Here is a 25,154-nt window from a genome sequence, read left to right as displayed (position 1 = left end):
GGGCAGCAGTGGCTGCGGTAAGGTTTCGAGGCTAATCGATTTAACATTGGCTGTAACAGCCCTGCCGGAGGAGTAGCCAACATGTCCAGTAAATCCGGTGTCGCTCTGTTGTTCTCGAGCACAGCTACACCCGAGCATGAACGACAAACATTCCAGGCCCTGGGGACCAGGATCGCACGGCTATTGGGCCTGCCCTACCAGGGCATTTTCGCCGACACAGCATCTTCAGACGCCCCACCCTATTTCGTTCCTTCGGACACGCTGGTCGGCGTCTCGAACTATGAGAAACTGGCCATTCGCGACGAAAACGATTTTTTTGGTGGCCTGGTGGCGCAGCCATTCATGGGCACCAAAGCGATATCCCACCCGCTACACCATTCCGCGACATATCAACCCGAAGGCTGGACAGATCGCTTCCATTCCATCGCCGCAGATGCAGTGCTGCCAGGCTATAGCGCATTCTGCATAAAGGATGCGCTTGCTGCGGGAGCAGAGATGCTCCGCGCCGGGCCAATACGGCTCAAACCGGTCCTGGCGCGGGCGGGAAAAGGCCAAAGCGTAATAACCAGCCTGACCGAACTCCAAGACTTCATGGATCAGATCAATGAGACGGAACTGGCGATATGGGGCCTGGTTCTGGAAGAAAACCTCACCGACGTCATAACGTATAGCGTAGGCCAGGTAAGACTCTGCGGCGTAGTGGGAAGCTACTGCGGAACGCAGCGGCTAACCCGCGACAATACCGGCCAGTTGGTATATGGCGGTTCGGATCTACGTGTGGTCCGAGGGGATTATCCCGAGCTGCAGAAGCTCGGCCTCTCGCACTCTTTCAAGCTTGCTGTGGAGCGTGCACAGCAATATGAACGCGCCGCACTGGAAAGTCTGCCGGGGATTGTTCTGTCCCGCCGTAACTACGATGTCGCCGAAGGAACCAATCAACGTGGTGAACGCGTAACCGGTGTATTGGAGCAATCCTGGCGTATCGGCGGAGCGAGCAGCGCCGAGGTCCTGGCGATCGAAATGTTGAACGCCGATCACTCACTCGCGCAAGTGCAAACCTCGACGCTGGAGATCTACGGTAAAGACGCTGAACTCCCCGCTGACGCGACGGTGGTATACAGCGGTGAAGACAGCGAAGTCGGCTACCTGACCAAATGCGTAAAGGCCAACCATGACAGCTAACAAGGACCCCATCGATATCCTGGTTGAGGATCAACACATAGCCGGCACCTTCATGGCGCCGGAATCGAAAATGCCTGGCATTCTCTTTGTGCACGGCTGGGGCGGGAGTCAGGCGCGCGACCTTGAGCGCGCCAAGGGCATCGCTGGTCTGGGCTGTGTGTGCCTTACGTTCGATATGCGTGGCCATGTTGCAACGCAGGTACAAAAGGAAACAGTCACCCGGGAGCACAACCTGGCGGACCTGCTCGCCGCCTATGACCAACTGTCCGAGCATCCGGCTGTCGATCCCTCCTGTATCGCAGTCATCGGCACCAGTTACGGCGGCTATCTGGCGGCATTTCTGACCACTCTGCGCCCGGTCAAATGGCTCGCGCTCAGAGTGCCGGCATTGTATTGGGACGATGAATGGACGACGCCCAAGCAAGCGTTGGACAAGGTCAAATTGATGGATTATCGGCACGGCCGCCTGACCCCCGAAGATAACCGGGCCCTGGCGGCCTGCGCCGGGTTCGAAGGGGACGTATTGATAGTGGAATCGCAATACGATGACCGCGTGCCCCATGCGACCATCATGAGCTACCGCTCTTCCTTCGTCGGCGCTCACTCCTTGACCCACCGGATTATCGACGGGGCGGATCACGGGCTCAGCCACGAAGGATGTCAGCAGGTCTATACCAAGATTCTCACGCGCTGGGTCAGTGAGATGGTCATAGGGGCTCGCGTCGGTATCTGAGCATCGCCGGGCGGCCAGCGAGACTGGCCGATCGGCCGGGATTCGGGCACCATTGGCGAATGACTCAGCACGCTCCCCTCCCCCCGTCGGTCGCCTATCAGCGAGCCGTTCGGCAGCAAGGTTTCGAGATCGATCTTGCACAACAACAAGCCGTTCAATTGCTGGACGACTGTCATCAGGCGCTACATTCCAGCCATGCAACGGCAGTATCCGGTGTTTATCTCTGGGGCCCGGTCGGGCGTGGCAAGACCTGGCTGATGGACGCGTTCCATCAAGGGCTGACCGTTCCGGCGCGACGCCAGCACTTTCATCGATTCATGAGTTGGGTACACCAGCGGCTGTTTCAGCTGAACGGCACAGCCAATCCGCTGCATGCGCTTGCCGATGAACTGGCCCGTGAGGTGCGAGTGCTGTGTTTTGACGAGTTGTTCGTCAACGACATCGGCGATGCAATATTGCTAGGCAACCTGTTTCAGCTCGTATTTGATCGCGGGGTCGTGCTGGTAGCGACGTCCAACCAGCCGCCCGATCAGCTGTACGCCGATGGGTTCAACCGCGAGCGGTTCCTTCCGGCTATCGCTGCCCTTAACCAACACATGCACGTGGTAAGCGTGGACGGCGGGGTTGACCACCGCTTGCGCGCTGGCCATGAGCACCAGCGATACTGGGTCGTCAACGGGACAAGCACCGGTCCCCTTCACAACATTTTCAACCAGCTGAGCAGCGACGCACCGGCGAGCGCAGGCTCTTTACAGCTGGGTCACCGCGAAGTGCCTGTGCTCAAGCATACTCCGTCGGTCGCCTGGTTCAGTTTCGATGCGCTATGTCGACAAGCCCTGTCGACACTTGATTTCATCGGTCTGTGCGATAGATTCGAGGCGATACTGCTCAGCGGTGTTCCTTGTCTCAGCGCCGCGCAGCGACCTGCACGGATCGCTCGGGGGACTGAAGACGGTGTTAGTCGGGTGATCGCGGGTGATCGGGAGCTACCCAGGCTTTCGATTCATGACGACAGCGTGCGGCGCTTCATTGGTTTGGTCGATGAATGCTATGACCGACGCATCCCGTTGTATATCGAAGCCGCAGTTCCCTTATCCGAGCTGTATACCGAAGGCCATCTCACCTTTGCCTTTCGCCGAACCCTCAGCCGCCTTCAGGAAATGCAACGCGAACGTTTCGGTGCCGACCACACCAGAGCCGATTGACGGTTTCCGGGGAGGCGGCAAATCAGGTGTTATAACCAAAGAAGCCCTCAGCGCTTGCTTCAAAGGCATGGAGTTCTTCCATTGCTTCGGTAATCAAACGGCGTGCGCGCTCCTCACCTATCACATCCGTAATAGCCGCCGACATGCGGGTTTTGCCTCGTAATACGGCGTAACGAGCGTGTTTTCGGGCCTCAGCCTCGTACATGGCGTCCGCGCAACCATAGCCATCCCAATCGGAGACCGATGGCAACGAAGCACGCGTTGCGGTGCCGGCTACCAGACGAGGCCGGGCCTGTTTCCTGTGATCACGCATGTTGCCTCCTTGTTTTAGTATGGACAGTCCTGCTGTCAGCGCCTATGCGTACTGGCTGCACGATCGAAGTGGACCGGGTATAGCGATACCAGGCCCAGGCATAGCCGACCAGCAGATAAGGCACGACGAATAATGAGCTAAACGACAACAATGTAAGAAGTGAGTAGCTCATGTCGTTGGGTGATTGCTGGTCCGTTCGGATACCACTGAGTAACCCGACCGCTACGTGCTCGGGGTTCAGCAACGTCAGGGTTCCGGCAATGAAAACCAGCAGCGCCAGACATGTAACGATCATCGCCAGACCGGACAACGCGACGACACGCCGCATGAACCAGACCAGCAATGCGACACGCCATAGCGTGACGAACCCGAGCAGACTGGCATTAACGAACTGGGCATTACGCAGTGACAGGAACGCTTCCACCGGCACCAGAAACAGCAGGCCAGGAGGCGCGGTCATCATGAGGAACAGCAGTAGCTCGGGGAGAGAGCCGTTTCGCGGACGGAACGGCAGAAGCAGTAAACGCAGCAGCACTGCGAGCGTCGCGACATATAGCAGCGAACCCACACCAAGCTGTTGCCAGAGCTCGGCGCGCGGGTTGTTCCAATAGCGGCCGATACCGGTCAGTAGCGTAACGCCCAGGCCGAAAGCGAAATACCCCAACCACTGATCGCGAACCATACCGCGGGGCTGGCGGAAGGTGAGCATCCGCCCGCTATCAGCCAACACCCTGCGTAGCGCAGTCATTCGGACAGGTGTGGTGCACAATGCCATCCGCTAGTGCTCACCCGCCGGCACCGGCTGCTGAACTGGCTGAACGGCGACAGGTGTTTCCTGACGGATCAGGGATATTCGATAGAGATGTTCGGACTTCTGCGCGACTGCCAGTACAAATCCCTCGGGGATGGCCTCTTCGGCGATATCTATTGCAGCGTCCAGTTCATCCTGCAGCGCGTTGCGGTATGCGGTTATAACCTGGTGATCCAGCGCGGATCCGGCTCCCGTCAAAACAATGCCGATACACAGCAAACGACCTGGAAAAACCTGAAAGAACTGCACGAAATCGAAGCCGTGCGCTTCGGTGTAATAGGTGCGATCCGGACCGAGGAACAATGAGATCACACCGAGGATCATCAATGCCACGCCGGCGCAGCTGATCAAACTGATCCAGGTGGTGGTCGGCCTGGATGTCTGCAAGCGAATCTCGGCGGGTAGATCCCTGAGCCTGATGGCTTTTCGTGCTCGGTCCACTATGAATTCCCTTCCCTTTATCTTGAGCCGTCCTTCGCCCATGCATTGACGCCAGGCTACCCTGGCCACGACGGGATTCTGCAACCGCGACGCCTGCAGGCCAAGCCCGCTTACCCAGGAATGGGAGCTGGTTCGCTGGTTAGATACCGCTAAGCCCGGTTTCGGGTGGCCGGTACCCCTTCAGCGTTATTCTCCTGTCGGTGTTCAAAGCGGTACCCTCGCCCCGATCGTCCCATCATTTCACTAGCAGCGGCTTCCCGCCGAGCTGTCGCGCAGAGGTTCAGACATGTGGTTCCAAGGAAAAAAGCTCCAGCGCCTGAAAGGAAAAGTTGCGGCTGAGCAGCAATTGCTACGGCAAGCACAACAAAAGATAGAAGAGCTGGAACAACGCAATGTGAATCTCGAGGCCGAGCTGGAACAGTTACAGCATGAGCAGCGGATCAATCAGCGAGTCATGTCGGGGTTGTCACGTTTCGGCGATTCACTGTCCTCACTGCGCGATTCCTTTGCGGGTCTGAGCAGTCTGCTCGATTCACGGCGTGCTGATTCGCAGCAGATTGCCACCGAATCGTCGAGTAGTGCCCGAGCGATGCTGGAGCTGATTGCCAGCCTGGCGGGAATCAATCAGCAGATGAACGATACGGCTGATGGAATGCAGAATCTCAACAAAGAGGCGTTGATTATCAACCGTCAGGTTGAATTGATTCGCTCGGTTGCCGACCAGACAAATCTTCTCGCACTCAATGCGAGTATCGAAGCAGCGCGGGCAGGCGAACATGGGCGTGGCTTCAGCGTTGTCGCTGAAGAGGTGCGTGCCCTCGCCGCGCGCACTGACCAATCGTCGGCTGACATAGCTGGCGTGGTAGAGCGTATCCGCCATCGAGTTACCGATGCCACGCAGCAAAGCCAGACTAATGCACGCACAACCGAGCAGCTCAGTACTTCCGCGGAAGCATCCCGGGCGCGAATGGACGGCTTGCTTGAGCTGGCCCAGGTGTCCTCGGCGACGTTGGAACAGGCCGCCTTTCTCGCCGAGATCGAGTTAGCCAATCTTGAAGAGCTTGAAATCAAATTGACGGTCTATCAGGTTCTATCCGGACAATCAGACCGGACCTCGGCTGACATACCGGATGAGACGGAGTGCCGGTTAGGCCAATGGTATTACCAGGGCGAAGGCAGCCGACTGTTTCGTCTCGACGGTGATTTCAATGCCATTGAAGCGCCGCATCGCGCGGTTCATCGCAAGGCTCAAGCGGCATTGGACGCGTATTGGAGAGGTCAATACGAAGAAGCAATCACCGCCATGGAGGAGATGGAACGCAATAACCTGGACGTCATGGAACGCATGCGTCGCTTGATAACCGCCACGGATCACGCTAAGGCTGGCGGCTAACCGGTTCAGCTCGCTTCTTCAGACCCGCCAGCTTCTCCAGCGCTGCAATCGTAGGCGTCACCGTGTAATAACAGTCGTTACTACGGTAGGCCAGAAACGGCCCATCAAGACGAATCAGTTGCTCCGGTCGCTCGGTCCGCCCGTTGCAAGTGGTGCTGACGGTGCCGACCTGCTGCCATCGGCCGTCCACTAAGCTATAGGCTGATCCGGTAACGTACCGACCTGTTCTGAACACCAGCCAATCAATTTCGCGGACCTGCCCGGAAGCAAGATCGGGGCGCATAGCCATGCACTGCGCATCGCTTTTCATGCACTCTTTTTGCAGCCGGGCAATTTCGGCCAACAATTCTTCGGGCAGAGGGTGAGCCGAGTGCAGCATTGACGCGACGGCCTTCATATCGGTGAGGTCAACCTCCGGTTCCAGGCTCCAGCGTTGCTCCTGCTTGCGGACTGCGCTGACACGGCGAGCCACTTCCGGATGAGTGCGCGCCAGCTCGCTGTTTTCAATCCGCTCCAGCGCGCGGATACCGTAGGTACCCAGGTCGAAGCGCAAATGCGCATAATCGAACTCGGAGTGGTCGCTGCGTCCATCAAGAAGTCGATCAGCCTGACTTTCAGCAGTCCATTTGCGTAGGTCGGCCAAGGGCGAATTGACTAACAGCAGCACGCCAATGACGAAAATGGCCAGCCACCGATTGGCCGCGCGGATAAGCGCAAACGCCCCGTCCCGGCGCCAGATGATCGAAATGGTATAGCTGAAGCTGAAGCCGCTGATCAGTAGCAGAATGACGGCGGCCCAGAGTCGGTCAAGGGTCAGGCCATACTGGTCTATCCGCAACCACAGCGCCCAGGCAGCAAGCAGCGAACTGACCGGCAGCGCCGCAACCGCAACGAGAATGAAGTAGCGCAGCGACGGGCGATAATTGTGCTCGCCGCTCACCAGAACCGCATTGAAGGCAAACAAGAGCACCAGAGTAAGCAGCATCAACAGCGTCGCGGCGCTACCGGTGTCCCATACCGGCTGCACGCCAGTAATGGGCAACGCCGCCAGGAACAGCAAAATGATACCGGCAACCAGTGGGAGCAGCGCTTTGATCAGCGCCTCGCACATGTGTTGAACGGTGGCGATAAATCGAATGCGCTCGCGGATAAGAACTAATCCGAGCCCCATTACCAGCCAGGTAACCGGATAAATAAAAGCGATGCTGTCGAAAAGAGCCTTGAAAAAACCGATGCCTATGGCAGAGAACAGACCTCCCCACAAAAGCAGCAACAACCAGAAGGCTCCGACAAACAAACCCAACTGAGCGATGGTGAGTGCCTGCTGCCATGAAAGGTACAGCATCCTTTCGTAACTGAAACCCCGGCTGTCATCTGTGGCCCAGGTTCTGAACAGCATAGCCAGTATGAAAAACGCGACGCTAACCGAGACAACGAAGGCCGGTGTAAACGGATGGCGATGCCGGCTCGAAGTGCTTGCGCCCTCCTCGACCCAACCCAGATGCCAACCCAGACCGAACAGCAGTACAGCCAGCCCCACACCCGCAACAAGATTCCGCCGATCCTTTATCCGCTCCACACCCAGATAGAAAAAAACCGGCAGGCCTATCGCGACCGCATAGAGCGCCTTGAGCCAGGGCAGCTCGGTGACCGGCCAGAACTCATCTTCAATCGCAAGGTGAAGGAAGTACAGGGCATAACCCTGGGCGATAGCCAGAGCGATGAGGCCATAGCGCGTACCGGTATCCAGATGCGTTTCTGCTGTTGTAGCCATGGTCTTCCCTGGGATCATCTAGCGACACCGGCGAGGATACTACGCAAGGCGTGAAATTCAGAATACGAAACGGATCGGCGCCTGAATCTGGAAAGGGTCGTCAATACTGATTTCGTAGCGGGTCAGACCACCAGCTTCTGGTGGCTCTGAGCCAGGCCAGGCAATATCCGGCTCTGCAGCGAGGCTGGAATGGTTTCGGGCGCTCGCCGACTCGCCTTCCAAGCCAACCAACGCAATCAGGACCGAAGTGACGACAGCAACCAGTGCAACGGTTGTGTGATGAAGCAGGGGCTCACGGCAGCGGGATTGATGGGATTTGAAATCAATGAACATAGGATATCCGTTCCATGTGGAAACACCGTGTCGTGCCTGAAGCAACGCCACTGCAAGATGGGAATCAGGCCGGCGTTGGGAATAGCCGCCTCACAGAACGGCTTGGTGAGCACTCAGCGGGGAAGAGATTGTGTTGCTGCGTTGCAGGAAGTTCAATCACCCTGCTTTGAATTCGCGGTGCAGTTCTCAACTGGAACGATATCTGCTCAGTAGCGCTCGCCGCGCCTAGGCACGCCTAACCATCGGCTGTCTATCCGGGCGCTCCGCATAGGTTCAGTCTCCACGGCTTAAAAAATCTCAGACGCTTGGTGGGCTGCGCCAGGTCAGCCGTGCCGAAACCGGTATCGATCAATAGCAATCCGTTGTGGTCAGTCTCGATCAACAGGCAATGGCACATATAGCCTGAGTGAACGCGCGCACCCTGAACTTCCCCGCTCATTCCAAAGAAACGCTGATGCCTCGGATGGCAAGACTGATTCATGCCGGGTAGGCTAGAAATGATTCTTCAGTAGTGAGCGGAGAGAGCTGTTGACCGATACCTATCACATCCCGGCACAGTTATTGGCCAACGCCAATAGAGTCGTGGTCTTTACCGGTGCCGGCGTCTCGGCAGAAAGCGGAATACCGACCTTCCGGGGCCGCCTTTCTGGGCTATGGGAGCGCTTCGAACCCTCACAGCTGGCGACGCCCGACGCTTTTATGGCCGACCCCGAACTGGTGTGGGGATGGTATGAATGGCGGCGCACGCTGGTATGCAATGCAAAACCCAATGCTGCGCACATTGCCATCGCTGAACTCGCCGCGCGGGTACCGAGACTGACGGTGGTGACTCAGAACGTCGATGATCTGCATGAGCGGGCCGGCAGCGCGGGGGTGTTACATCTGCACGGTAGCCTGAATGCGCCGCGCTGCTTTGACTGCGGCGCTTCCTTTCCGGACGCTGCCATGAAGCCGCAGGAGCCTGACGCTGGCAGGCGGCTGGCCCCGCCGCGGTGTCAGCACTGCAGCGGAATGATTCGCCCGGGCGTGGTCTGGTTCGGCGAGTCGCTGCCCGAGCAGGTGTTCGCCCGTGCGTTCGAAGAGGCCAGTCAGTGCGACCTGTTACTATCAATCGGCACGTCTGGACTGGTGCAACCCGCAGCCCAGATACCCGCGCTGGCCTTGGCCGCCGGTGCCAGTGTCGTCCACATCAACCCGGAAAATGTCGATAGTCGCATGCAGAACGCCTACAACCTCACCGGCGCGGCTGGAGAGGTGATGCCTGAACTGCTCAGAAGAGCCTTCAGCGGCTCCCCTTGAATACCTTACTGGAACATCCAGAAATTGGGGTGCTCGGAAGCAGGCTGCGCGGTCTGCTGCTGAGTTGGCCGGATGCTCTGGATGATATGTTTGATGATGCCCATGGTTGATCCTCGTGATTGATGAGAGCTGGACGCTATCCTGCCCCACACAACCTCATAACCAAAATATATTGATGCTATCCACCTGATAGCTTTTGATTTAACGACCTCGTCGCCGTTGAACAATGGCCGTTACGCGTTCTCTGATTATCTGATTTCATCCGTTGCGTTAATCACCTCATTTCATTTGGGGCTACCCGGAGCATTAGAGCCATGGCAAATAATCGACTTCCACGACATGTTGGCTTTATTCCGGATGGCAACCGACGCTGGGCCGTCGAGCACGGCATGGCAAAAGAAGCTGGCTACGGATACGGCATCGAGCCGGGCCTGCAGTTATTCGAGCAGTGCAAACAACTAGGCATTGAAGAGGCATCCATCTATTGCTTCACGCAGGACAATACCAAGCGGCCCGCGACGCAGAAGCAGGCGTTCCGGGATGCGTCGGTGGCCTTTGCATTGGAGGTGGCACGCCGGGGCGCCGCTTTGCTGGTGGTGGGCGATGAGAGCTCCGCGCAGTTTCCCGAGCAGCTTCGAACATTCAGGGAACGCCAGGGCGAAGGGATCAAGGTCAACCTGTTGATCAATTACGGCTGGGAATGGGATCTGGCCGGCATGCGCACCGGCGCGCTGCGTTCAGACGCGGTGTCGCGTCTGGATCTGATCGTACGTTGGGGCGGTGGACGCAGGCTCAGCGGCTTTCTGCCGGTTCAATCGGTATACGCAGACTTTTTCGTGCTGGAGCAATACTGGCCGGACTTCGAGCCGCAACATTTTCAGGAAGCACTCGCCTGGTTCCGCATGCAGGACCAGACGCTCGGGGGGTGACAGTACCTTGCGATTGGCTTCTGTCCTGCAACGCACGGTGGGCTGAAGGTGAACGCTCGGCGCTCTATCGGGTCTATCGAAGTAACGAGCACTCCGAGGGAGAGAATAATGGCAACTCTGAAATTACTCGCCACTGCAGTCACTTTCGCTTCGATAGGCCTCTGCCTGCCGGTTTCCGCCCATGATCACAACGATGCCGAGCATGGCACCGAAACCAGTATGGAGCATCAGTCACCCGCTGCTAACGCCGGCGGAACCCCGGGCGACAAAGGCGTCGGTGGCTCCGTCGCGGTACCGGGTTCAGACACGGGTGCAGAGGAGACCACTCCGTACACCGACGTGGGTGAAGATGTCGAAGAGCCCCGCGACGACCGTGAGCTGGACGACGTCACCCACGATCGAAATAACGACTGACAGACGGGAGACCGGCTTGCGGTTCACCAATGATTACAATCAGGCGGAGCTGATCGAGCGCGGTCTGTATGTAGTACTCATGCAGGACGATGGCTGGACCGTCGCCGACGGACCCGGGACGCGAATACTCGCCGTCGATGAGCTCCAGTCCGCCGGATATCATTTACCGGTTCGATTTGAACGTTACGAAGATGCCGCAGCCGCAATTCGTTCCGGCCCGCCAGAATGGTTCAACACTCAGCCTGACTCAGCGTGGGTCAGGCACTGTCTGAACGCCGGCGCGACCTATCAGGAAGAATACGAAGCATCCCCTGGCCCTTCCAACAGCTCCAGCAAGTCTGGCTGATCGAGTTGGTAAGTCACCACTCGTCGGAATACCAGCGCGTCTCCCTCCTCCCGGAACCACTCGAAGGCGAACATTCCGGCATTTTGCCGGCCAGACGCCATCTCAGGTAGGCGCGTTGCGTTGCGCTTGTTTCGGGGGGACCTCTCGAAGTCTTCGCCTACGACAGCCGAAATAGCCACCATTTAGCTACCAATCGAACGCCACTCAACTGGACCTGAGTGCCATTAGCCTGCCCACTCTGCCTGCATTGAGCATCCGTCTCGCTTGCACTAGGATGCCGCCCCGTCGCACCTGGCCGCTTGTTGCAGCTGCCGGTAATGCGATCTAAAGCAATCCCTTCCCTCGTTTCACGCAAGCGCAAGCGTGCCCATGCAGGTGCACAGCGCTCCAGGAGATATGCCAGTATGGCAAGAACCCATAAAGCAGTCGGCAAATGGATCGCAGCCGTCACCTTTGGCCTGTTTGCAACCACCAGCGTGGCTACAGCCGCTGTGGATCTGGTTGGACTGAACATAGCCGGTGCAGAATTCACCAGCAGCGCATTGCCAGGCAAGGCAGGCACTCACTATTTTTTCCCCTCTCGTAAATTGCTCGAGACATGGAACGACAAGGGCATCCAGACCATTCGCTTCCCCATCAAGTGGGAACGCTTGCAGCCCAAACTGAACAAGGATTTCGATCCGGGCTATGCGGGTCTGATCGACAAGTTGTTTACCGATGCCGCGGCCAGTGGCATTGATGTTCTGCTGGATGTGCACAACTATGCGCGCTACCGCGACAAGGCTATCGGCACCAGCTCCGTGCCCTTCAGTGCCTTCCGCGATCTTAACGAACGCATCGCCAAACGCTGGGGTAACCGCAGCGCGCTGATCGGCTACGACATCATGAACGAGCCCTACGGTAGCGCCGACAAGTACTGGCCCAAGGCAGCGCAGGCCGGGATCGACGGTATCCGTAAGCACGATCGCCAAACCGCGATCTATATCGAAGGCATGTCCTACGCCAGTGCTGAACGTTGGAACTGGCACGGCGACAAGTTGCTCAGCCTGGACGATCCGATTGATAACCTGGTGTTCTCTGCCCACGTTTATCTTGATCCCGACGGCAGTGGCACCTATAAGAAAGGCCCTGCTTCCAACCTCGATCCGATGATCGGCGTCAAGCGCGTAGAACCCTTCGTCAAGTGGCTGAAGAAGAACTACAAGCGTGGGCATATCGGCGAGCTGGGTGCGCCAAGTGATCCGAAATGGATGAAGGCGATGGACAACACCCTGGCTTACCTCCAGAAAAACTGCATTCCTGTGACGTACTGGGCTGCTGGTCCGTCCTGGGGCAAGAACAAGCTGTCGGTCGAACCTAACAAAGACGGTTCAGACAAGCCGCAGTGGAAGGTTCTGAAGAAGTATGTTGGTCAGGGTAACTGTTCAGTTATCGGACCCACGCCGTAACGGCTATTGCCTGTCCCGGTGAAGCGCGGATGCGCTTCACCGGAACGGGTATCCGGCATTATTTCAATAGCACGTCCTTGGCACGATTGATCAGCGCTGCAAGATAAGTACTCCCACCCCGATCAGGATGCATCTTCTGCATCATCAGCCGGTGGGCTTGAATGATGTCCTCCCGCGTTGCGCCCTGCTCCAATCCCAGAATCTCCAGCGCATCCTGCTCTGAAAGCGAGCGGCCACTGTCTTCTTGTCTAGCCTGCGAGCCTTCACCGGTTGCATCGGGGTCGTCTTCTCGCCAGGAATCGCCGAAGCGTCGGTCCAGATAGGTTTCCAGCAATCGCGCGGAATCCTCATCGCTTTGCCGGCAAAAAACCAGCAGGTCGATAAATTCAGCCTCTTCCAGCTCGGCCAGTGTTCGTCCGCTCATCGGTCCGGCAAGAACCCGTCCGGACATGTCGCCAGAGTCATGATCCAGCGTCATTTCCAGTATCGATGTCGCCACCCTCGAGGTGTTGCCCGCTTTCGGCTGCGTCTGTGAACCCATGCCCGGAATACCGCCCCGGAATAGACGCCCCAGTACCAGGCCGGGAAGTAATCGACGCGCCAAAGGCAGCAGGCCGGCGAGCAACCCCAACACCAGATAGAAACGACCGCTAAGCGCGAGAAAAATCAGAACCAGCACACCGCCTGTCCCCAGCAGCATGGCTGCTGCTCGGGGGCGCTGGGCGGGCGGCTGGCTACGAACCCACGCCCAACCGAGCGCACCGAACAGCGCCACCAGAACCAGTAAGGCGACCATCAGCGTATCTGCCCGGTCAAGCGCTTGACCTCGTTCGAGCTGCGCTGGGAATAATCTCGCAGCGCCTTGACCCCGCCCGAAGCGTAAACAGCCACGGCACCGAGCAGGTCCTTCAGCAACTGCGGGCTGCTGCGATCGAAGGGAGCGTAGGCGCCGCCTGACAGTTTGCTGATCTGCCTGAAAACGGCCGACGCGTGCGGGTCACTGCCCTCCTGAAACATGAACACGGGGGTGCGCAACATGCCCAACTCACCCGCTGTATGACAGAGCTCATCGATTGACTCTTCGCAGCAGTCGCCGATGAAGACAACGGCCTTTACCGGCTGGGTGCGAGTCTCGTCGCGCGCGTGCGCGAGGACGCGGCTGATCTGGGTGATCCCGCCAAGGCATTTCACTCCGTTCATCAATCCGAGTAATTGGGATGTATCGCGGACGAATCGGGTCGATTTGAATTCGCGGTAACCACGGTAATAACACAGTTGTATCGCCAGCCCGCCGACATCCCGCGTCGCCAGAAAGAGTTCACTTTGCAAGTGGCTCGCCTGGTCCCAGGTCGCTTCGCGGCTGGCGGTAGCGTCAAGCGCAAAAATCAACCTCGGCTGTCCCGCAGCGTCCTTGGGCAAGGTGCGGACCTGGTTTATAAACTGATCGATGGCGCGTTTGTCGGACTGCGCAGGCAAGGATTTGTCGGACATAGGCATCAGCTAGCGTGAACGGAGCAGAATCGGGCCGTCTCCCGGTGGGCGACGGTTCTGAGTTCAGCTTACCGGTAAAACCCCATTCGATAGAACCCGGAATGTATCCCGGCGTTACCGTTCAGCGCTGGCAAAGACCATGCAGCCGCTGGTGTCAGCCAGCGGCTGCGTTCACCCTACCTGTAACCCATGCAGTTGGCGTAGTAGGTCGTCGTTGCAGGCCAGTCGGAAAATATACCGATCACGCCGACATCCCGCGCGAGCACATCGATCACCGTATAGATATCACCATCATTGTTGATCGCATCGTTTATGCCCTGGTAATACCAACCACCGCCTTCTGCGAGTGGGCCACTACGCTCGATCGACCAGGCGATCATTTCCAGCCTGGCATCACGCGCATTCTGCGCATACTCCGACGGAACGATCTCCCCTGCTCCATCCAGCGTCAGCATTTTCCATATTGCCGGAGCCAGAATCCGCACGCCCCTTGCGTGCAGACTTTCCATATAGGCCAGCGAAGTGGTTTCGGCGGTATGCGGCGCTTCGTCAAGGAACACTGCCTGGCGGGCGAAGTCCGGCGTTTCGTTGATCCAGAACAGCACGTCATCAAGCAGGAAGGATTGGGGCCAGACGTGATCGGGGTCGATGCCGGCTTCGACATAGTCTTCGATCATCTGACGAGCGTAGTCCTGCTGCGTGTAATCACCCTCATAGGGCATATCCACCACCGGCGTTTTCAGCTCGGGTGCGAACTTGACGCCGAGCTTCCGGAACAGCTCGATGCTTTCCTTGTGGGTCATCAGGGTGCCGCGTGCCGCATACAGATCTGTCCGCCAATCCGCAGTGCCGCCCAGGTATTCCTCCGGCGTGGTCGCCATGGGACCGAAAGCATCCATCTTGCCTTCGAGGCGCTTGAACTCTTCGAGCGTAATGTCGCTGGTACGGCATTCGGCCTGAGCTGGCGTGCCGCTGGCCGGATCTGCAGGAACGAAGGGTTGCGTGCACTTGGCATTCAATTCAGGAATGGCAACGATGTTAGTAGTGGTGTGCAAGTCATTCTGGGCATGCCGGCACACCAGCTCACGGTCCTTGGTGAAGGCCACATCGCATTCCAGTATCCCGGCCCCCATGCGCGCAGCGGCCACATAGGATTCGACAGTATGCTCGGGAAACTGTAGCGGCGCGCCCCGGTGTCCGATGGAAAAGTCGGTGGGCTTCATACGCCCGGACCGGCAGGCCTGAAGCTTGTGCTTCAGCGGACCCTCGTCCATATCGTCAACCAGCCAGAACGGCCGCGGACCGAGGTGAACCGCCTCATCGCCCTTGCCCTTATGGTGCGAGCCCCGGCCACCGTCGTCGAAATCAGTATGTCGATCGGGTAAAGGGCCGTTATTGGCGCAGGCTGTGCCTGCAGCCATGACGCCGGTCGCCAGCAACACAAAAGTCAATGAACGAGCGAGCATGTCAGTCTCCTTCGAAATGAATGTCAGGATACTCTCGCAAGGGTCGATGTCTGGTTCGTGAAGTTTCGGTGAAGGTACTAATTCGCAGCCAGGACTAGGCTGCGCAGTATGACGGGTGCCTACCTGGGGGTGTAGCGCGCCTGCGCTACGCCAGGTTCCTTTCGCGAAGAGCCAGGATGGGTCTCCGCTTGGGTTTCAGTGCAGCACAACCAGACGATTGGGCAGCTGGTTGCGCTCATGCGTCGCTGGCAGCTTCTGTTGCAGCTGCTCGCCACAGGCTTCGATACAGCGCAGAAAGCCTTGCAGGACATTGCCTTCACGAACATCCGTTGTGAAGCGCGCGACGACCGACTCCCAGACCGCATCGTCGATCTGACTAGAAATACCGCGATCAGCCAGGATTTCAACGTAATGCTCTGCCTCGGATACGAAAATCAGTATGCCGGTGTCACCATCGGTGTGATGCAGATTCTGTTCGATGAATTGTCGGCGTGCCAGATTGCTGGCTCGCCAGTGCCGGACCGCACAGGGGATCAAGCGAGTGGTGATGGCCGGTATGCGGAACACCAGCGCCAACACGATAAAAGCGGCCCACTGCGCCAACAACAGATAGCCAGCGCTCAGCCATTGTGTAAAAAACACCACTGTGCCGGGCACCAGCAGCGCAAGCAGGCTGGCCCAGAGCAGAGGAATATAGCGGTAGTCATCCGCTTGCCCGGCCAGCACGGTCACCAGCTCGGCGTCCGTATGTTGTTCAATGCGATCTATCGCATCGGCTACCTGTTTTTGTTCACTTTCGGTGAGAAGAGTCATCGCGTTTCCATCGTTGAATTACCAGCCTCCAGAAGCGCCACCGCCTCCGAAGCCACCGCCGCCGCCACCAAAGCCGCCACCGCCGCCGAAACCGCCGCCTCCGCGACCGCCTCCCATGCCGCCAAGCAGGGCTCCAGCAAGCATCGCTGTACCCAGCCGACGTCCCCCGCCGCCTCTTCCACCTCCACCGATGAGACCGAGGAAGATAAACAGCAACAGGATAAAGATGCCAACCGGCGGTTGGTCTGGCTGTTGGGCGCCCGGCCGAGGTGCAGCCGTGCGTAGCGGATCACCACCCAGCACCTGAACTATCGCTTCGGTGCCCTCTACGATGCCTCGCTCGAACTGCCCCTGACGAAATGCCGGTGTGATAATGCTGTTGATGATGATCGACGACTGCGCGTCGGTCAGGCGTCCTTCCAGACCATATCCAACCTCGATACGCAGGCGGCGATCATCACGCGCCACAATCAGCAGCGCACCGTTATCTTCACCCGCCTGTCCGATGCCCCATTCTCGGCCGAGTTCAACGCCAAACTCTTCGATGCTGCGGCCGCCCAGGCTTGGAATGGTCACTACTACGACCTGTTCGGACGTAGCCTGCTCATGCCCCGCCAGCATCTGGGTGATGCGAGCTTCCGCCTGAGTGTCGAGCATCTCTGCCTGATCGACCACCCGGCCGGTCAGCTCCGGCAAGCTCAGCTCACCCTCTTGCTCCTGAGCGACGAGCCCGCTGGCCCACAGCAGCACTATCAGGACAATGGAAAAGCGCACGCTCATTCGAATTGCACTTGTGGCGCCTGATCGGCGTTCTCGGTGGTCGCTTCGAAATTCTCGCGCAACGGCATATCGCTATACATGATGGTGTGCCAGAGCCGTCCCGGGAAGGTGCGAATCTCGGTGTTGTACTGCTGTACGGCACTCACATAATCGCGGCGCGCTACGGAGATCCGATTTTCGGTGCCTTCCAGCTGAGACTGCAAAGCCAGAAAGTTCTGGTTGGACTTCAAATCGGGGTAGCGCTCGGACACAGCCATAAGGCGACTAAGCGCACCGGTGAGCTGCGATTGTGCCTGTTCGAAGGCGCGCATTTTTTCCGGGTCGTCCAGATCGTCCGCGCTGATCTGGATCGAGGTCGCCCTGGACCGCGCTTCGGTTACCGCTGTCAGGGTTTCCTGTTCCTGACGGGCAAACCCTTTTACGGTTTCCACCAGGTTGGGGATCAGGTCGGCACGACGCTGATACTGGTTTTCCACCTGCGCCCAGGCCGATTTCACCTGCTCGTCATAGGTGGGAATATTGTTGATGCCACAGCCTGCGACCAGTGAGGTCATCAGCATAATGACAGCCAGTTGCAGGGTGTGCCGATAGCGCTTTATATGCATGGTCATCCGTCCGTCAGGATTTAAATCACGAAGAATTATCTTCAGAGCTACCCTAACAGAGACTACTCGCCGCTGCGCGAGTTCGGGCAACCTCAGTGCCAGGCGTCAACCAGGGGCTCAGCTTCAGCCGTTTCGATCTCTGGGCGCTGACGCAACCAGCTGACAACGGCTTCACGATCTTCCTCGGTCGCCGAGCCACGTCCGGCCTTGCAAACGAATCCACCGCCAACCCAACCGCCGAACTCAAGCCCACGCGGAGCAATGACTTCCGCGATCAGAGCATCGATCAGCGTATCGGCTTGTTCGTCGGTCAGCGCTTGTTGAGGCGTCGCGGTGAAATTGAAGCCCAGTTCCTGAAATTCATCGACGCGCATCTTTTTTCTGAGGCGGCGGCTACGTTGGCTGGTCATGATCTCGTCTCTCTATCTGTTGAATTTGGCGCACACTCTATCCGGATGAGTCGCCCGGTGCATGTGATTATTCCGCTGCTCTGGATGCCTCGAGCAGTTCGCGAAGACGATCCATTCCCTGCGCGACCCGCCTCGCTTCACCCTTGAGGCTCAGCTCAACCTCGCGTTTGCCCTCTGCGTTGGGCAGGCAGGCCAGTCGCAATTCCGGGAACTCGCTGAGCAGCCGCTCCATAGCAGGAATCAGCGGTCCTTCACTGGTATCGCTGAGCAACAGCGTCTGGCTGACCCTGACGCCCGGCGCCTGAAGGTCGGCGTAATGATGATCCAGCACCCACTCCACCATCGGCCAGGCCATTTTCGGAAAGCCCGGCACAAAATGATGCTGCTGTATGGAGAAACCGGGAATGCGGTTGATCGGATTGGGGATGATCAGACTGCCCGCCGGGTACTCGCCCATGCGCAGGTGATGCGCGTTGAGCCGATCACCCAGTTGAGCGCGTATCTCGGCCTCCGCTTCAGGATGCAATACGATATCCAGACCCAGCGCAGCCGCAGCGCATTGTCGCGTCAGGTCATCCGGCGTAGCACCAATACCACCAAAACTGAACACGATGTCGCCGCTGGCAAAGGTCTCGGTCAGCGTGCGGGTAATCAGTTCAGGATCATCAGTGATGGTACGTACCCAGGCCAGCTCAAGCCCTCGCTGTTCAAAACGCGGAATCATGGCCGGCAGGTGAGCATCCTGCTTGCGCCCGTTAAGCAGCTCGTCGCCAATCAGAATCAAACCAAACCGAGGAGATGTCGTATCACTCATGCGCGCTCCAGTATCAAGCAAACCTGTACCAATCCCGGCCTCTATGACGAAGCCGTACTCGCAGTGCCGTGCTGTCCATGGTCTTCCGATCCTTGTCGGAAAGAACTTTTGAAATCACGTCTATAACTGTTTGAGCGGTAGCCTCGCCCCGATGGCAAGGCGTTCGATCGTTTTGCCCATAGTGCCACAGCGATCAGTGTGAGCCATGGGGAGAAAACGGCGACTGCGGGAAGCCTGGGAGCGTAAACTGCAAGCTGATCCCGATCCTGAGGTTTTCGGATGACTTTCGACACGCTTGGTCTGTTTGAACCTTTGCTGAAAACACTGGCCAGCCTGAACTACCAGACCCCGACGCCTCTGCAGCTGCAGAGTATCCCTGCGATGCTGCAGCGTCGGGACCTGATCGCTACGGCGCAAACCGGAACGGGCAAAACGGCCGGTTTTGCACTACCTCTCTTGCAACTGCTTATGACGGCCGGTGCGCCGGTGCGCGCTAATTCAGTGCGCAGCTTGATCCTCGTCCCTACTCGTGAACTGGCCGAGCAGGTACACCAGAGCGTGAAGACCTACGGTCAAGATCTACCGCTGCGCACGCTCGCCGCATACGGCGGCGTCTCTATCAACCCCCAGATGATGGCCCTGCGCAGAGGCGTAGATGTATTGATAGCCACACCTGGCCGCTTGCTCGATCTACACCGTCAAAATGCGATTCGCATGAGCCAATTGCAGGTTCTGGTAGTGGATGAGGCTGATCGCATGCTGGATCTCGGGTTCGCCGACGAACTGGACGCTCTGATCGCAATTCTGCCGAGGCAACGCCAGACCGTGTTATTTTCCGCCACGTTTACTGCGCGGCTTGAACAGCTGGCCGCACAGATCTCCAAGGATCCGCTGCGTATCGCTGTCAGCACACCCAACGCCGCAGCGAGCACTGTCCAGCAGTGGCTTGTGCCGGTGGACCGCAAACGCAAGACCGAGTTGTTTCTACATCTGCTGAGAGATCGCGAGTGGGGCCAAGTGCTCGCTTTCGTGAATACCCGCAAGGGAGCAGATTGTCTGGTACAGGCAATTCGGGCCACCGGCACCCGTGTGGAGGCAATACACGGCGACAAGCGGCAACCCACAAGGCTGCGGGCGCTGGAAGAGTTCAAAGCCGGCGAGATTCAGGTATTGGTGGCAACCGGTGTGGCGGCGCGGGGCCTGGATATTGCTGATCTGCCGCTGGTGGTAAACGTCGATCTGCCTATCGTTCCCGAAGACTATGTTCACCGGATTGGCCGGACCGGACGCGCAGGCGCTTCAGGAGAGGCTGTCTCGCTAGTAAGCGCCGATGAAGTGACGCATCTGGCTGCAATCGAGTCGTTGATCGGTGAACTCCTGACGCGTCGTGAAGAAGCACAGTTCGAACCCGATCATCGCCTGCCGGTAACTACGACGGGTGGGCAGATCAAAAAGAAGCCCAAAAAGCCTAAAAAGCCCAAACAAACAATACAGCCACCCCAGCCAGCGCCAGTCACTGCGCGGAACAGCAGGATTCATCTGGGAGACTGGCTGGAGAATGAGCCTGGCGATAAGCCTAAACCTGCCGTGTCGTCGTCATCCACCGGTAAGCGAGCATCTGCCCGGCGGCGATAACGACAATCCGCTCAATAGTTGTATGGCTGTGCAACCTTCGCTCCGATCCGTTACCAGATGAAAACTGTCGAGCCAGGTGGCACCCGATCTATGGCTCGAGGCGTACTTCTATTCGCTGATTCTGTCGCGCTATCGCATTCCATTCTCCGGCGAGCATGAAAGCGCTCATCTCTGGATACTCTACCAGCGGGTCAGGTTGTTCCGCAGGCTTCGCTACCAGACGAATACGGCTGCCTTCGACAAGAGGCTCCCGGTTGGCAAAGTTGGCGAAGCCCACAGAGAAAAGATCTGTACTGCGGCCCCAGCGAGCCGCCTCCACGCCAAAGAGCTCGCAGTCCCCTAACCGTAAATCATCCGGCGCAACGACCATCTCGCCGCGGTCGTCCTGTACCAGACAGAAATCGCCGACATGCGCCGTCAGATGTATAACGCCCTGGAAACCGCCACCGTGCAACATCTGTATCAGCTCACTGACAAAGCTGAGACGCCGGTCGTTGAAGGGGAGCTCGTCCGGCGCATATTGCCCATCGCGGTTCAGTGCCCATTCGAGCCCGCGAAGCAGCGATTCCTTCTCGTGCTCCGCACGGCCACGTTGTTGAGCCAGGGCACCCAGCAGAACGCTGCCCTGTTCCGGAGCGGGCTTGCTGAGTTCGGCGACGGGTCCGGCCTGTGCAGCATCCGGGTCTACCAAAAGAATCTTGTAGGTCAACATCATCAACAAGGCGCCAAGCACAACGCCCCCCACCAGCGACGGCCAGCTGCGCTGGACGGGCGGTTCAAGCGGAGGCGTCTGGATTTCATCGAAGAAGCGTCGCAGGTCCGACTTCAGGCTTTGGTGCAGCCTGGAGACCTGCTGCTCGAGCTGCGGCTTGAGTAGCTCGATCATCGCTTCGTCCGCCGCCTCGCGCGCCAGGCTATTCATTTCCGGAGGTGTGCGTGAAGGCTGCGGCGCCGCCGCGGTCTCTTCCGCCTGGTCGGCCTCATCTGCCCCAGCGCCAATCAGGCGCAGCGAACCAAGCACCACCTCCAGATCCGCTGGCTTCACTTCCTTGGGTAATACACCCACGGCGCCCAGCGCCCGGGCCTGACCAAGGAACAGTTCTTCGCCATCCTTCGAGGTGTACATCATGATGGGAATCAACGCAGTGGCGGGGTCGCGCTTGATGATTCCGACCGCCTCGAGACCATCCATGCCGGGCATCATGTGGTCCATGAAAATCGCGTGCGGCTTGGTGTAGATGAGATATTCGAGGGCATCTTCAGCGGACTCGACTTCGTCCACGATGATGCCGTGCTGCTCGAGGAGTCGTTTCAGGACAAGGCGTGCCGAACGAGAATCGTCGACCACCAGTGCGCGTTTTGAACCCATGGCCATATCCGCTTTTTTAGCTGGCATCAGGCATTTGCCTGATAACGTATTATTTCGGCCAGCATAGGGAACGCGCCGGTTACAGGCACATACCTTGTTGCGAATCTGTGACGGTGTGCGCGGCCAAAATGCAACTCTGCAATACAATCGTGACCGCTATCAGGGCGCTATCGCCCGTATGGGGTAATAGCAAAAACGCTTTACCCAACGGCTTGGCAATACAGCCAATGAAACTTTTTGTATGGTTTTTGTAGCCGCGCCAATATCCACCGCAATTGCCGGATACAATCCGCCCCAAACGGTCGATCCAAAATCCGTTCGAAGCACATCAAATCGGTTCATGTCGAGGCGAACACTGCTTTCCGGTTCGGAAACCACGTTCGTAAAGGAGAAATTAATGTACAGGAAGTTTGGCATTGCGTTGCTGGCTGTGTTCATCGGTCAGGCACACGCCAAGGTTGATCCTCAACAGGCAGAGCGTCTGGGACGCGATCTTACGCCGCTCGGCGCTGAACAAGCCGGCAATGCTGCCGGCACCATTCCGGCATGGACCGGAAGTGTCAAACCACCCGCTGGCTACCAGCCTGGCATGCATCACCTTGACCCCTACAAGACCGATGCTGAACTGTATCGAGTCGACAGCTCGAACATTCAGGAACATGCCGAACAGCTGCCCGACGGCATGATTGATCTGCTTGAACGCAATCCTGAGTACTATCTGCGTGTTTACCCGACTCGTCGGAGCGCATCGGCTCCCCAGCGTATCTACGATGCCACACGCCGAAACGCCGTGAATGCCGAGCTCATGTCCAACGGCAATGGCATCAGCGGAGCCTCCGCCGGCATTCCCTTCCCTATCCCGCAGGACGGTATGGAAGCCATCTGGAACCACATCCTGCATTACAAGGGCGACCAGAATCACTTCATCAACAGCCAGGCCGTGGTGATCAACGGCAACAGTAACCTTATCAAGCGCGACCGGCAGATCTTCTATGTCTACGGCCGCGAAGGCATGACCGAAGCAGATCTGGATAACACGCTTCTGTATTACAAGTACGTGGTCACCGCACCAGCCAAGCTATCAGGCACAGCTCTGGTGGTACAGGACCCGATGGACCAGGTGCTGACTACCCGCCGCGCCTGGCGTTACAGTCCGGATAATCGTCGGGTCCGCCGCCTGCCCTCGCTTGCGTACGACTCGGTCCAGCCTGATACCAGCGGACTGGCGACTGCAGACGTGGTGGATTCATACAACGGCGCGCCGGATCGTTATGACTGGACGCTGGTCGGCAAGCGCGAAATGCTGGTGCCGTACAACAGCTACGCCGTGCATCAGCAGGGCATCCCGTACGACGAAATCATCCAGCCGAAAGCGCTCAACCCGGAGCTACTGCGCTACGAACTGCATCGCGTATGGGTGGTTGACGCTCAGCTGAGATTCGGCCTGCGCCATCCATACGAGAGCCGTCGCTTCTACATTGACGAGGACAGCTGGCAGATTCTTGCGGTAGATCTGCGTGACAAGGATGGTGAACTGATTGGCCTGCAGGAAAGCCACCCGATCAATTACTACGAGGTGCCCATGGTGAGCAGCACGCTGGAAACGCTGTATCACCTGAAGACCGGTGACTACTTCGCTGACGGGCTGGATAACAACGAACCGATGTACAATTTCGACGTTGAGATGAACCCGAGGGACTTTTCGCCGCAAGCGCTACGCCGCAGCGGAAACTGAAATCAGAGGTGTGCTGCCGTTTCCTGGTCACCAGGAAAACGGCAGCAGACTACAGAATGGCGAAGATCACGGCTGCCAGCATGGCGCCAACGATTGCTCCGCCAAGGGCTGCGGGCCACATTTCCAGCACCGGCGCGTTTTTGGCTGGCTTGATCGACTCGCGCATGGCTTTGAATTCCGACTTGACGATTGACTGCATCCGACGCGCGTGCGCGTCCAGGTGCGGCCGCATAAACCGGAACATCGCCTCTTCTGCTGCTTCGCGTCCCAATGTCCCGGTTTCAGTCGCCACCGCGGGCGAAGCAACCGTCTCGACTGCTGCCTTCTGAACGGGTGCTGGCTCCTCCTCCGGCTCAAGCAATTTCAGCGAATCCAGCGCGGCAGCCAGATCGGCAGACTCAATACCCTTGGGAATCACCCCTACAGCGCCAAGCGCCCGGGCTTGGCCGAGAAACACTTCGCCGCCTTCCTTCGAGGTGTACATCATGACCGGGATCATCCCGGTGGCAGGGTTGCCCTTGATGATGCGCACAGCCTGGAAACCATCCATGCCCGGCATGGTGTGATCCATGAAAATAGCGTGCGGTCTTCGATACAGAAGATACTGCAAAGCGTCTTCGGCCGAATCGACCTCATCCACTATAAGTCCGTGCTGTTTTAGCTGGCGTTTCAAGACGTGGCGTGCCGAGCGCGAATCGTCGACTATCAGAACCCGTTTAGAACCCATGTCCATTCTGCCCTTTTCCAGCATCGCGCCTCATGCGTGATGCAGATCCATATCGCGTAGCATAAAAAATACGCCCTCTGCAGACACAGCTGTCTTTCATAAATGTGACGTCGTTAGCAACGATCAACCTGGCCGTCGTCAACGCTTGACGTTAAATGGCCATAGCTGGCCTGGCCGCCCAGCTTTTCAGTTATCTGAATGTGATGTGCATTTGCCCTTCCGCCCTTGATTGATGCGCCTGAGTCTCGCTTGTCAGGTTTCGAATGCTTTGACGAAACGGGTATGATTCACGGGCAGCGTGCGCGAGCAGCGCGACGCGCACCAGGCGCAGACCTGATCCGTCTTAATCAATCGAGGAATTACCATGCATCGTCTGACCATGTTTATTGCGGCAGGTGTTTTCAGCCTGTCGGGCGCAGCTACCGCCAGCAGCTTCATCGGTACCACCGATGCCATCGGCTCATCGCTCGCCAACACCGTTGAGGCGACCAGCGACATCACCTCCTCGGTAGGTGACGACAAGGTGGTTCTGGAAGCGCGCGAAGATGCAGCAAGCTTCGTGGGCAGCGACGGCGACGTCCGCGGGGTGCGCCTGGAAGCAGCCCTGACGCATATTCGCAGCGCACTGCCCGAACTCGAAGCAACTGATATGCAATTGGCCGCCGCCATCCTGGCACTTTGAATGAAC

Annotated in this window: 27 protein-coding genes and 1 pseudogene; 13 read left to right on the top strand and 15 right to left on the bottom strand. The window is 58.1% G+C overall.

Features of this window, described 5'->3' with window-relative positions:
• Positions 1–81 precede the first annotated feature (81 nt).
• The 3 genes from HG264_RS03530 to zapE are packed head-to-tail and all read left to right on the top strand — an operon-like array spanning position 82 to position 3,120.
• The gene (locus tag HG264_RS03530; protein ID WP_169406356.1) at positions 82–1,182 is read left to right on the top strand and encodes a DUF3182 family protein; all 1,101 of its coding nucleotides are present in this window, start codon (positions 82–84) and stop codon (positions 1,180–1,182) included.
• The gene (locus HG264_RS03525; RefSeq protein ID WP_169406355.1) at positions 1,172–1,915 is read left to right on the top strand and encodes a S9 family peptidase; all 744 of its coding nucleotides are present in this window, start codon (positions 1,172–1,174) and stop codon (positions 1,913–1,915) included. Before HG264_RS03530 ends, HG264_RS03525 begins: the two co-directional genes overlap by 11 nt.
• Before the next feature lie 59 nt (positions 1,916–1,974).
• Positions 1,975–3,120, top strand: a complete 1,146-nt coding sequence (gene zapE, locus HG264_RS03520; protein ID WP_169406354.1) for a cell division protein ZapE — start codon at positions 1,975–1,977, stop codon at positions 3,118–3,120.
• A gap of 22 nt (positions 3,121–3,142) precedes the next feature.
• Here zapE and HG264_RS03515 read toward each other — a convergent pair whose 3' ends face one another.
• The 3 genes from HG264_RS03515 to HG264_RS03505 are packed head-to-tail and all read right to left on the bottom strand — an operon-like array spanning position 3,143 to position 4,685.
• Positions 3,143–3,433 (bottom strand): hypothetical protein, encoded by a 291-nt coding sequence (locus tag HG264_RS03515; RefSeq protein WP_169406353.1) that lies wholly within the window; start codon positions 3,431–3,433, stop codon positions 3,143–3,145.
• Positions 3,426–4,181, bottom strand: a complete 756-nt coding sequence (locus HG264_RS03510; RefSeq protein WP_169406352.1) for a hypothetical protein — start codon at positions 4,179–4,181, stop codon at positions 3,426–3,428. Before HG264_RS03510 ends, HG264_RS03515 begins: the two co-directional genes overlap by 8 nt.
• A gap of 30 nt (positions 4,182–4,211) precedes the next feature.
• The gene (locus HG264_RS03505; RefSeq protein ID WP_169406351.1) at positions 4,212–4,685 is read right to left on the bottom strand and encodes a hypothetical protein; all 474 of its coding nucleotides are present in this window, start codon (positions 4,683–4,685) and stop codon (positions 4,212–4,214) included.
• 286 nt (positions 4,686–4,971) lie between these two features.
• On the opposite strand from HG264_RS03505, the pseudogene HG264_RS18775 reads away from it, so the two are divergent.
• Positions 4,972–5,622, top strand: a pseudogene (locus HG264_RS18775) (methyl-accepting chemotaxis protein); the annotation flags it as partial.
• 30 nt (positions 5,623–5,652) lie between these two features.
• Positions 5,653–6,078, top strand: a complete 426-nt coding sequence (locus tag HG264_RS18770; protein WP_372240219.1) for a CZB domain-containing protein — start codon at positions 5,653–5,655, stop codon at positions 6,076–6,078.
• Here the strand turns inward: HG264_RS18770 and HG264_RS03495 are convergent.
• Both HG264_RS03495 and HG264_RS03490 read right to left on the bottom strand, forming a co-directional pair.
• Complete coding sequence (locus tag HG264_RS03495; protein ID WP_169406349.1) at positions 6,062–7,852, bottom strand: DUF4153 domain-containing protein; 1,791 nt, start codon at positions 7,850–7,852, stop codon at positions 6,062–6,064. The two genes, HG264_RS18770 and HG264_RS03495, sit on opposite strands and share 17 nt — an antisense overlap.
• A 57-nt stretch (positions 7,853–7,909) precedes the next feature.
• Positions 7,910–8,185: a hypothetical protein gene (locus HG264_RS03490; RefSeq protein WP_169406348.1), complete on the bottom strand. Its 276-nt coding sequence runs from the start codon at positions 8,183–8,185 to the stop codon at positions 7,910–7,912.
• 528 nt (positions 8,186–8,713) lie between these two features.
• Between HG264_RS03490 and HG264_RS03485 the strand changes: the two genes are divergently transcribed.
• The 5 genes from HG264_RS03485 to HG264_RS03465 all read left to right on the top strand — a co-directional run bounded on the left by HG264_RS03485 (position 8,714) and on the right by HG264_RS03465 (position 12,621).
• The gene (locus HG264_RS03485; RefSeq protein ID WP_256663762.1) at positions 8,714–9,484 is read left to right on the top strand and encodes an NAD-dependent deacylase; all 771 of its coding nucleotides are present in this window, start codon (positions 8,714–8,716) and stop codon (positions 9,482–9,484) included.
• 314 nt (positions 9,485–9,798) lie between these two features.
• Complete coding sequence (locus tag HG264_RS03480) at positions 9,799–10,413, top strand: undecaprenyl diphosphate synthase family protein (RefSeq protein WP_169406347.1); 615 nt, start codon at positions 9,799–9,801, stop codon at positions 10,411–10,413.
• A gap of 108 nt (positions 10,414–10,521) precedes the next feature.
• Positions 10,522–10,827 carry a hypothetical protein gene (locus tag HG264_RS03475; RefSeq protein ID WP_169406346.1) on the top strand — a complete coding sequence of 102 codons (306 nt, stop codon included), beginning with the start codon at positions 10,522–10,524 and terminating at the stop codon, positions 10,825–10,827.
• Between the two features lie 16 nt (positions 10,828–10,843).
• Positions 10,844–11,173: a hypothetical protein gene (locus HG264_RS03470; protein ID WP_169406345.1), complete on the top strand. Its 330-nt coding sequence runs from the start codon at positions 10,844–10,846 to the stop codon at positions 11,171–11,173.
• 404 nt (positions 11,174–11,577) lie between these two features.
• The gene (locus tag HG264_RS03465; protein ID WP_169406344.1) at positions 11,578–12,621 is read left to right on the top strand and encodes a glycoside hydrolase family 5 protein; all 1,044 of its coding nucleotides are present in this window, start codon (positions 11,578–11,580) and stop codon (positions 12,619–12,621) included.
• Between the two features lie 58 nt (positions 12,622–12,679).
• Here the strand turns inward: HG264_RS03465 and HG264_RS03460 are convergent, their stop codons facing one another.
• The 8 genes from HG264_RS03460 to HG264_RS03425 form a co-directional block, all read right to left on the bottom strand.
• Positions 12,680–13,417 carry a molecular chaperone DnaJ gene (locus HG264_RS03460; protein ID WP_169406343.1) on the bottom strand — a complete coding sequence of 246 codons (738 nt, stop codon included), beginning with the start codon at positions 13,415–13,417 and terminating at the stop codon, positions 12,680–12,682.
• Entirely contained in the window at positions 13,417–14,112 is a 696-nt protein-coding gene (locus HG264_RS03455) for a VWA domain-containing protein (RefSeq protein WP_169406342.1), read from the bottom strand. The genes HG264_RS03460 and HG264_RS03455 overlap by 1 nt, the downstream gene beginning before the upstream one ends.
• Before the next feature lie 176 nt (positions 14,113–14,288).
• Positions 14,289–15,578 carry a glycerophosphodiester phosphodiesterase family protein gene (locus tag HG264_RS03450; RefSeq protein WP_218573038.1) on the bottom strand — a complete coding sequence of 430 codons (1,290 nt, stop codon included), beginning with the start codon at positions 15,576–15,578 and terminating at the stop codon, positions 14,289–14,291.
• A gap of 195 nt (positions 15,579–15,773) precedes the next feature.
• Positions 15,774–16,391 carry a TPM domain-containing protein gene (locus HG264_RS03445; RefSeq protein WP_169406341.1) on the bottom strand — a complete coding sequence of 206 codons (618 nt, stop codon included), beginning with the start codon at positions 16,389–16,391 and terminating at the stop codon, positions 15,774–15,776.
• A gap of 18 nt (positions 16,392–16,409) precedes the next feature.
• Complete coding sequence (locus HG264_RS03440; RefSeq protein ID WP_169406340.1) at positions 16,410–17,171, bottom strand: YgcG family protein; 762 nt, start codon at positions 17,169–17,171, stop codon at positions 16,410–16,412.
• Complete coding sequence (locus tag HG264_RS03435) at positions 17,168–17,776, bottom strand: LemA family protein (protein ID WP_169406339.1); 609 nt, start codon at positions 17,774–17,776, stop codon at positions 17,168–17,170. The genes HG264_RS03440 and HG264_RS03435 overlap by 4 nt, the downstream gene beginning before the upstream one ends.
• A 92-nt stretch (positions 17,777–17,868) precedes the next feature.
• A complete protein-coding gene (locus HG264_RS03430; protein ID WP_169406338.1) occupies positions 17,869–18,186 on the bottom strand; it encodes a YggL family protein in 318 nt (105 codons plus the stop codon).
• Positions 18,187–18,253: 67 nt separating this feature from the next.
• Entirely contained in the window at positions 18,254–19,000 is a 747-nt protein-coding gene (locus HG264_RS03425) for a molybdopterin-binding protein (RefSeq protein WP_169406337.1), read from the bottom strand.
• Between the two features lie 279 nt (positions 19,001–19,279).
• Here HG264_RS03425 and HG264_RS03420 point away from each other — a divergent pair, with 279 nt between their 5' ends.
• Entirely contained in the window at positions 19,280–20,635 is a 1,356-nt protein-coding gene (locus HG264_RS03420) for a DEAD/DEAH box helicase (protein ID WP_169406336.1), read from the top strand.
• Between the two features lie 88 nt (positions 20,636–20,723).
• On the opposite strand, the gene HG264_RS03415 is transcribed toward HG264_RS03420, so the two are convergent.
• Positions 20,724–22,031, bottom strand: a complete 1,308-nt coding sequence (locus tag HG264_RS03415; RefSeq protein WP_169406335.1) for a response regulator — start codon at positions 22,029–22,031, stop codon at positions 20,724–20,726.
• 370 nt (positions 22,032–22,401) lie between these two features.
• Here HG264_RS03415 and HG264_RS03410 point away from each other — a divergent pair, with 370 nt between their 5' ends.
• Positions 22,402–23,739: a DUF1329 domain-containing protein gene (locus HG264_RS03410; protein ID WP_169406334.1), complete on the top strand. Its 1,338-nt coding sequence runs from the start codon at positions 22,402–22,404 to the stop codon at positions 23,737–23,739.
• A gap of 49 nt (positions 23,740–23,788) precedes the next feature.
• On the opposite strand, the gene HG264_RS03405 is transcribed toward HG264_RS03410, so the two are convergent.
• A complete protein-coding gene (locus tag HG264_RS03405) occupies positions 23,789–24,472 on the bottom strand; it encodes a PleD family two-component system response regulator (RefSeq protein WP_169406333.1) in 684 nt (227 codons plus the stop codon).
• 358 nt (positions 24,473–24,830) lie between these two features.
• Between HG264_RS03405 and HG264_RS03400 the strand changes: the two genes are divergently transcribed.
• A complete protein-coding gene (locus HG264_RS03400) occupies positions 24,831–25,148 on the top strand; it encodes a DUF2388 domain-containing protein (RefSeq protein ID WP_169406332.1) in 318 nt (105 codons plus the stop codon).
• The last annotated feature ends 6 nt before the right edge of the window (positions 25,149–25,154 follow it).

Source organism: Pseudomonas sp. gcc21, from assembly GCF_012844345.1.
Taxonomy (GTDB): domain Bacteria; phylum Pseudomonadota; class Gammaproteobacteria; order Pseudomonadales; family Pseudomonadaceae; genus Halopseudomonas.
Note: the sequence above shows the minus strand (reverse complement) of the source record. Positions and strands in the feature narration are given on the sequence as shown.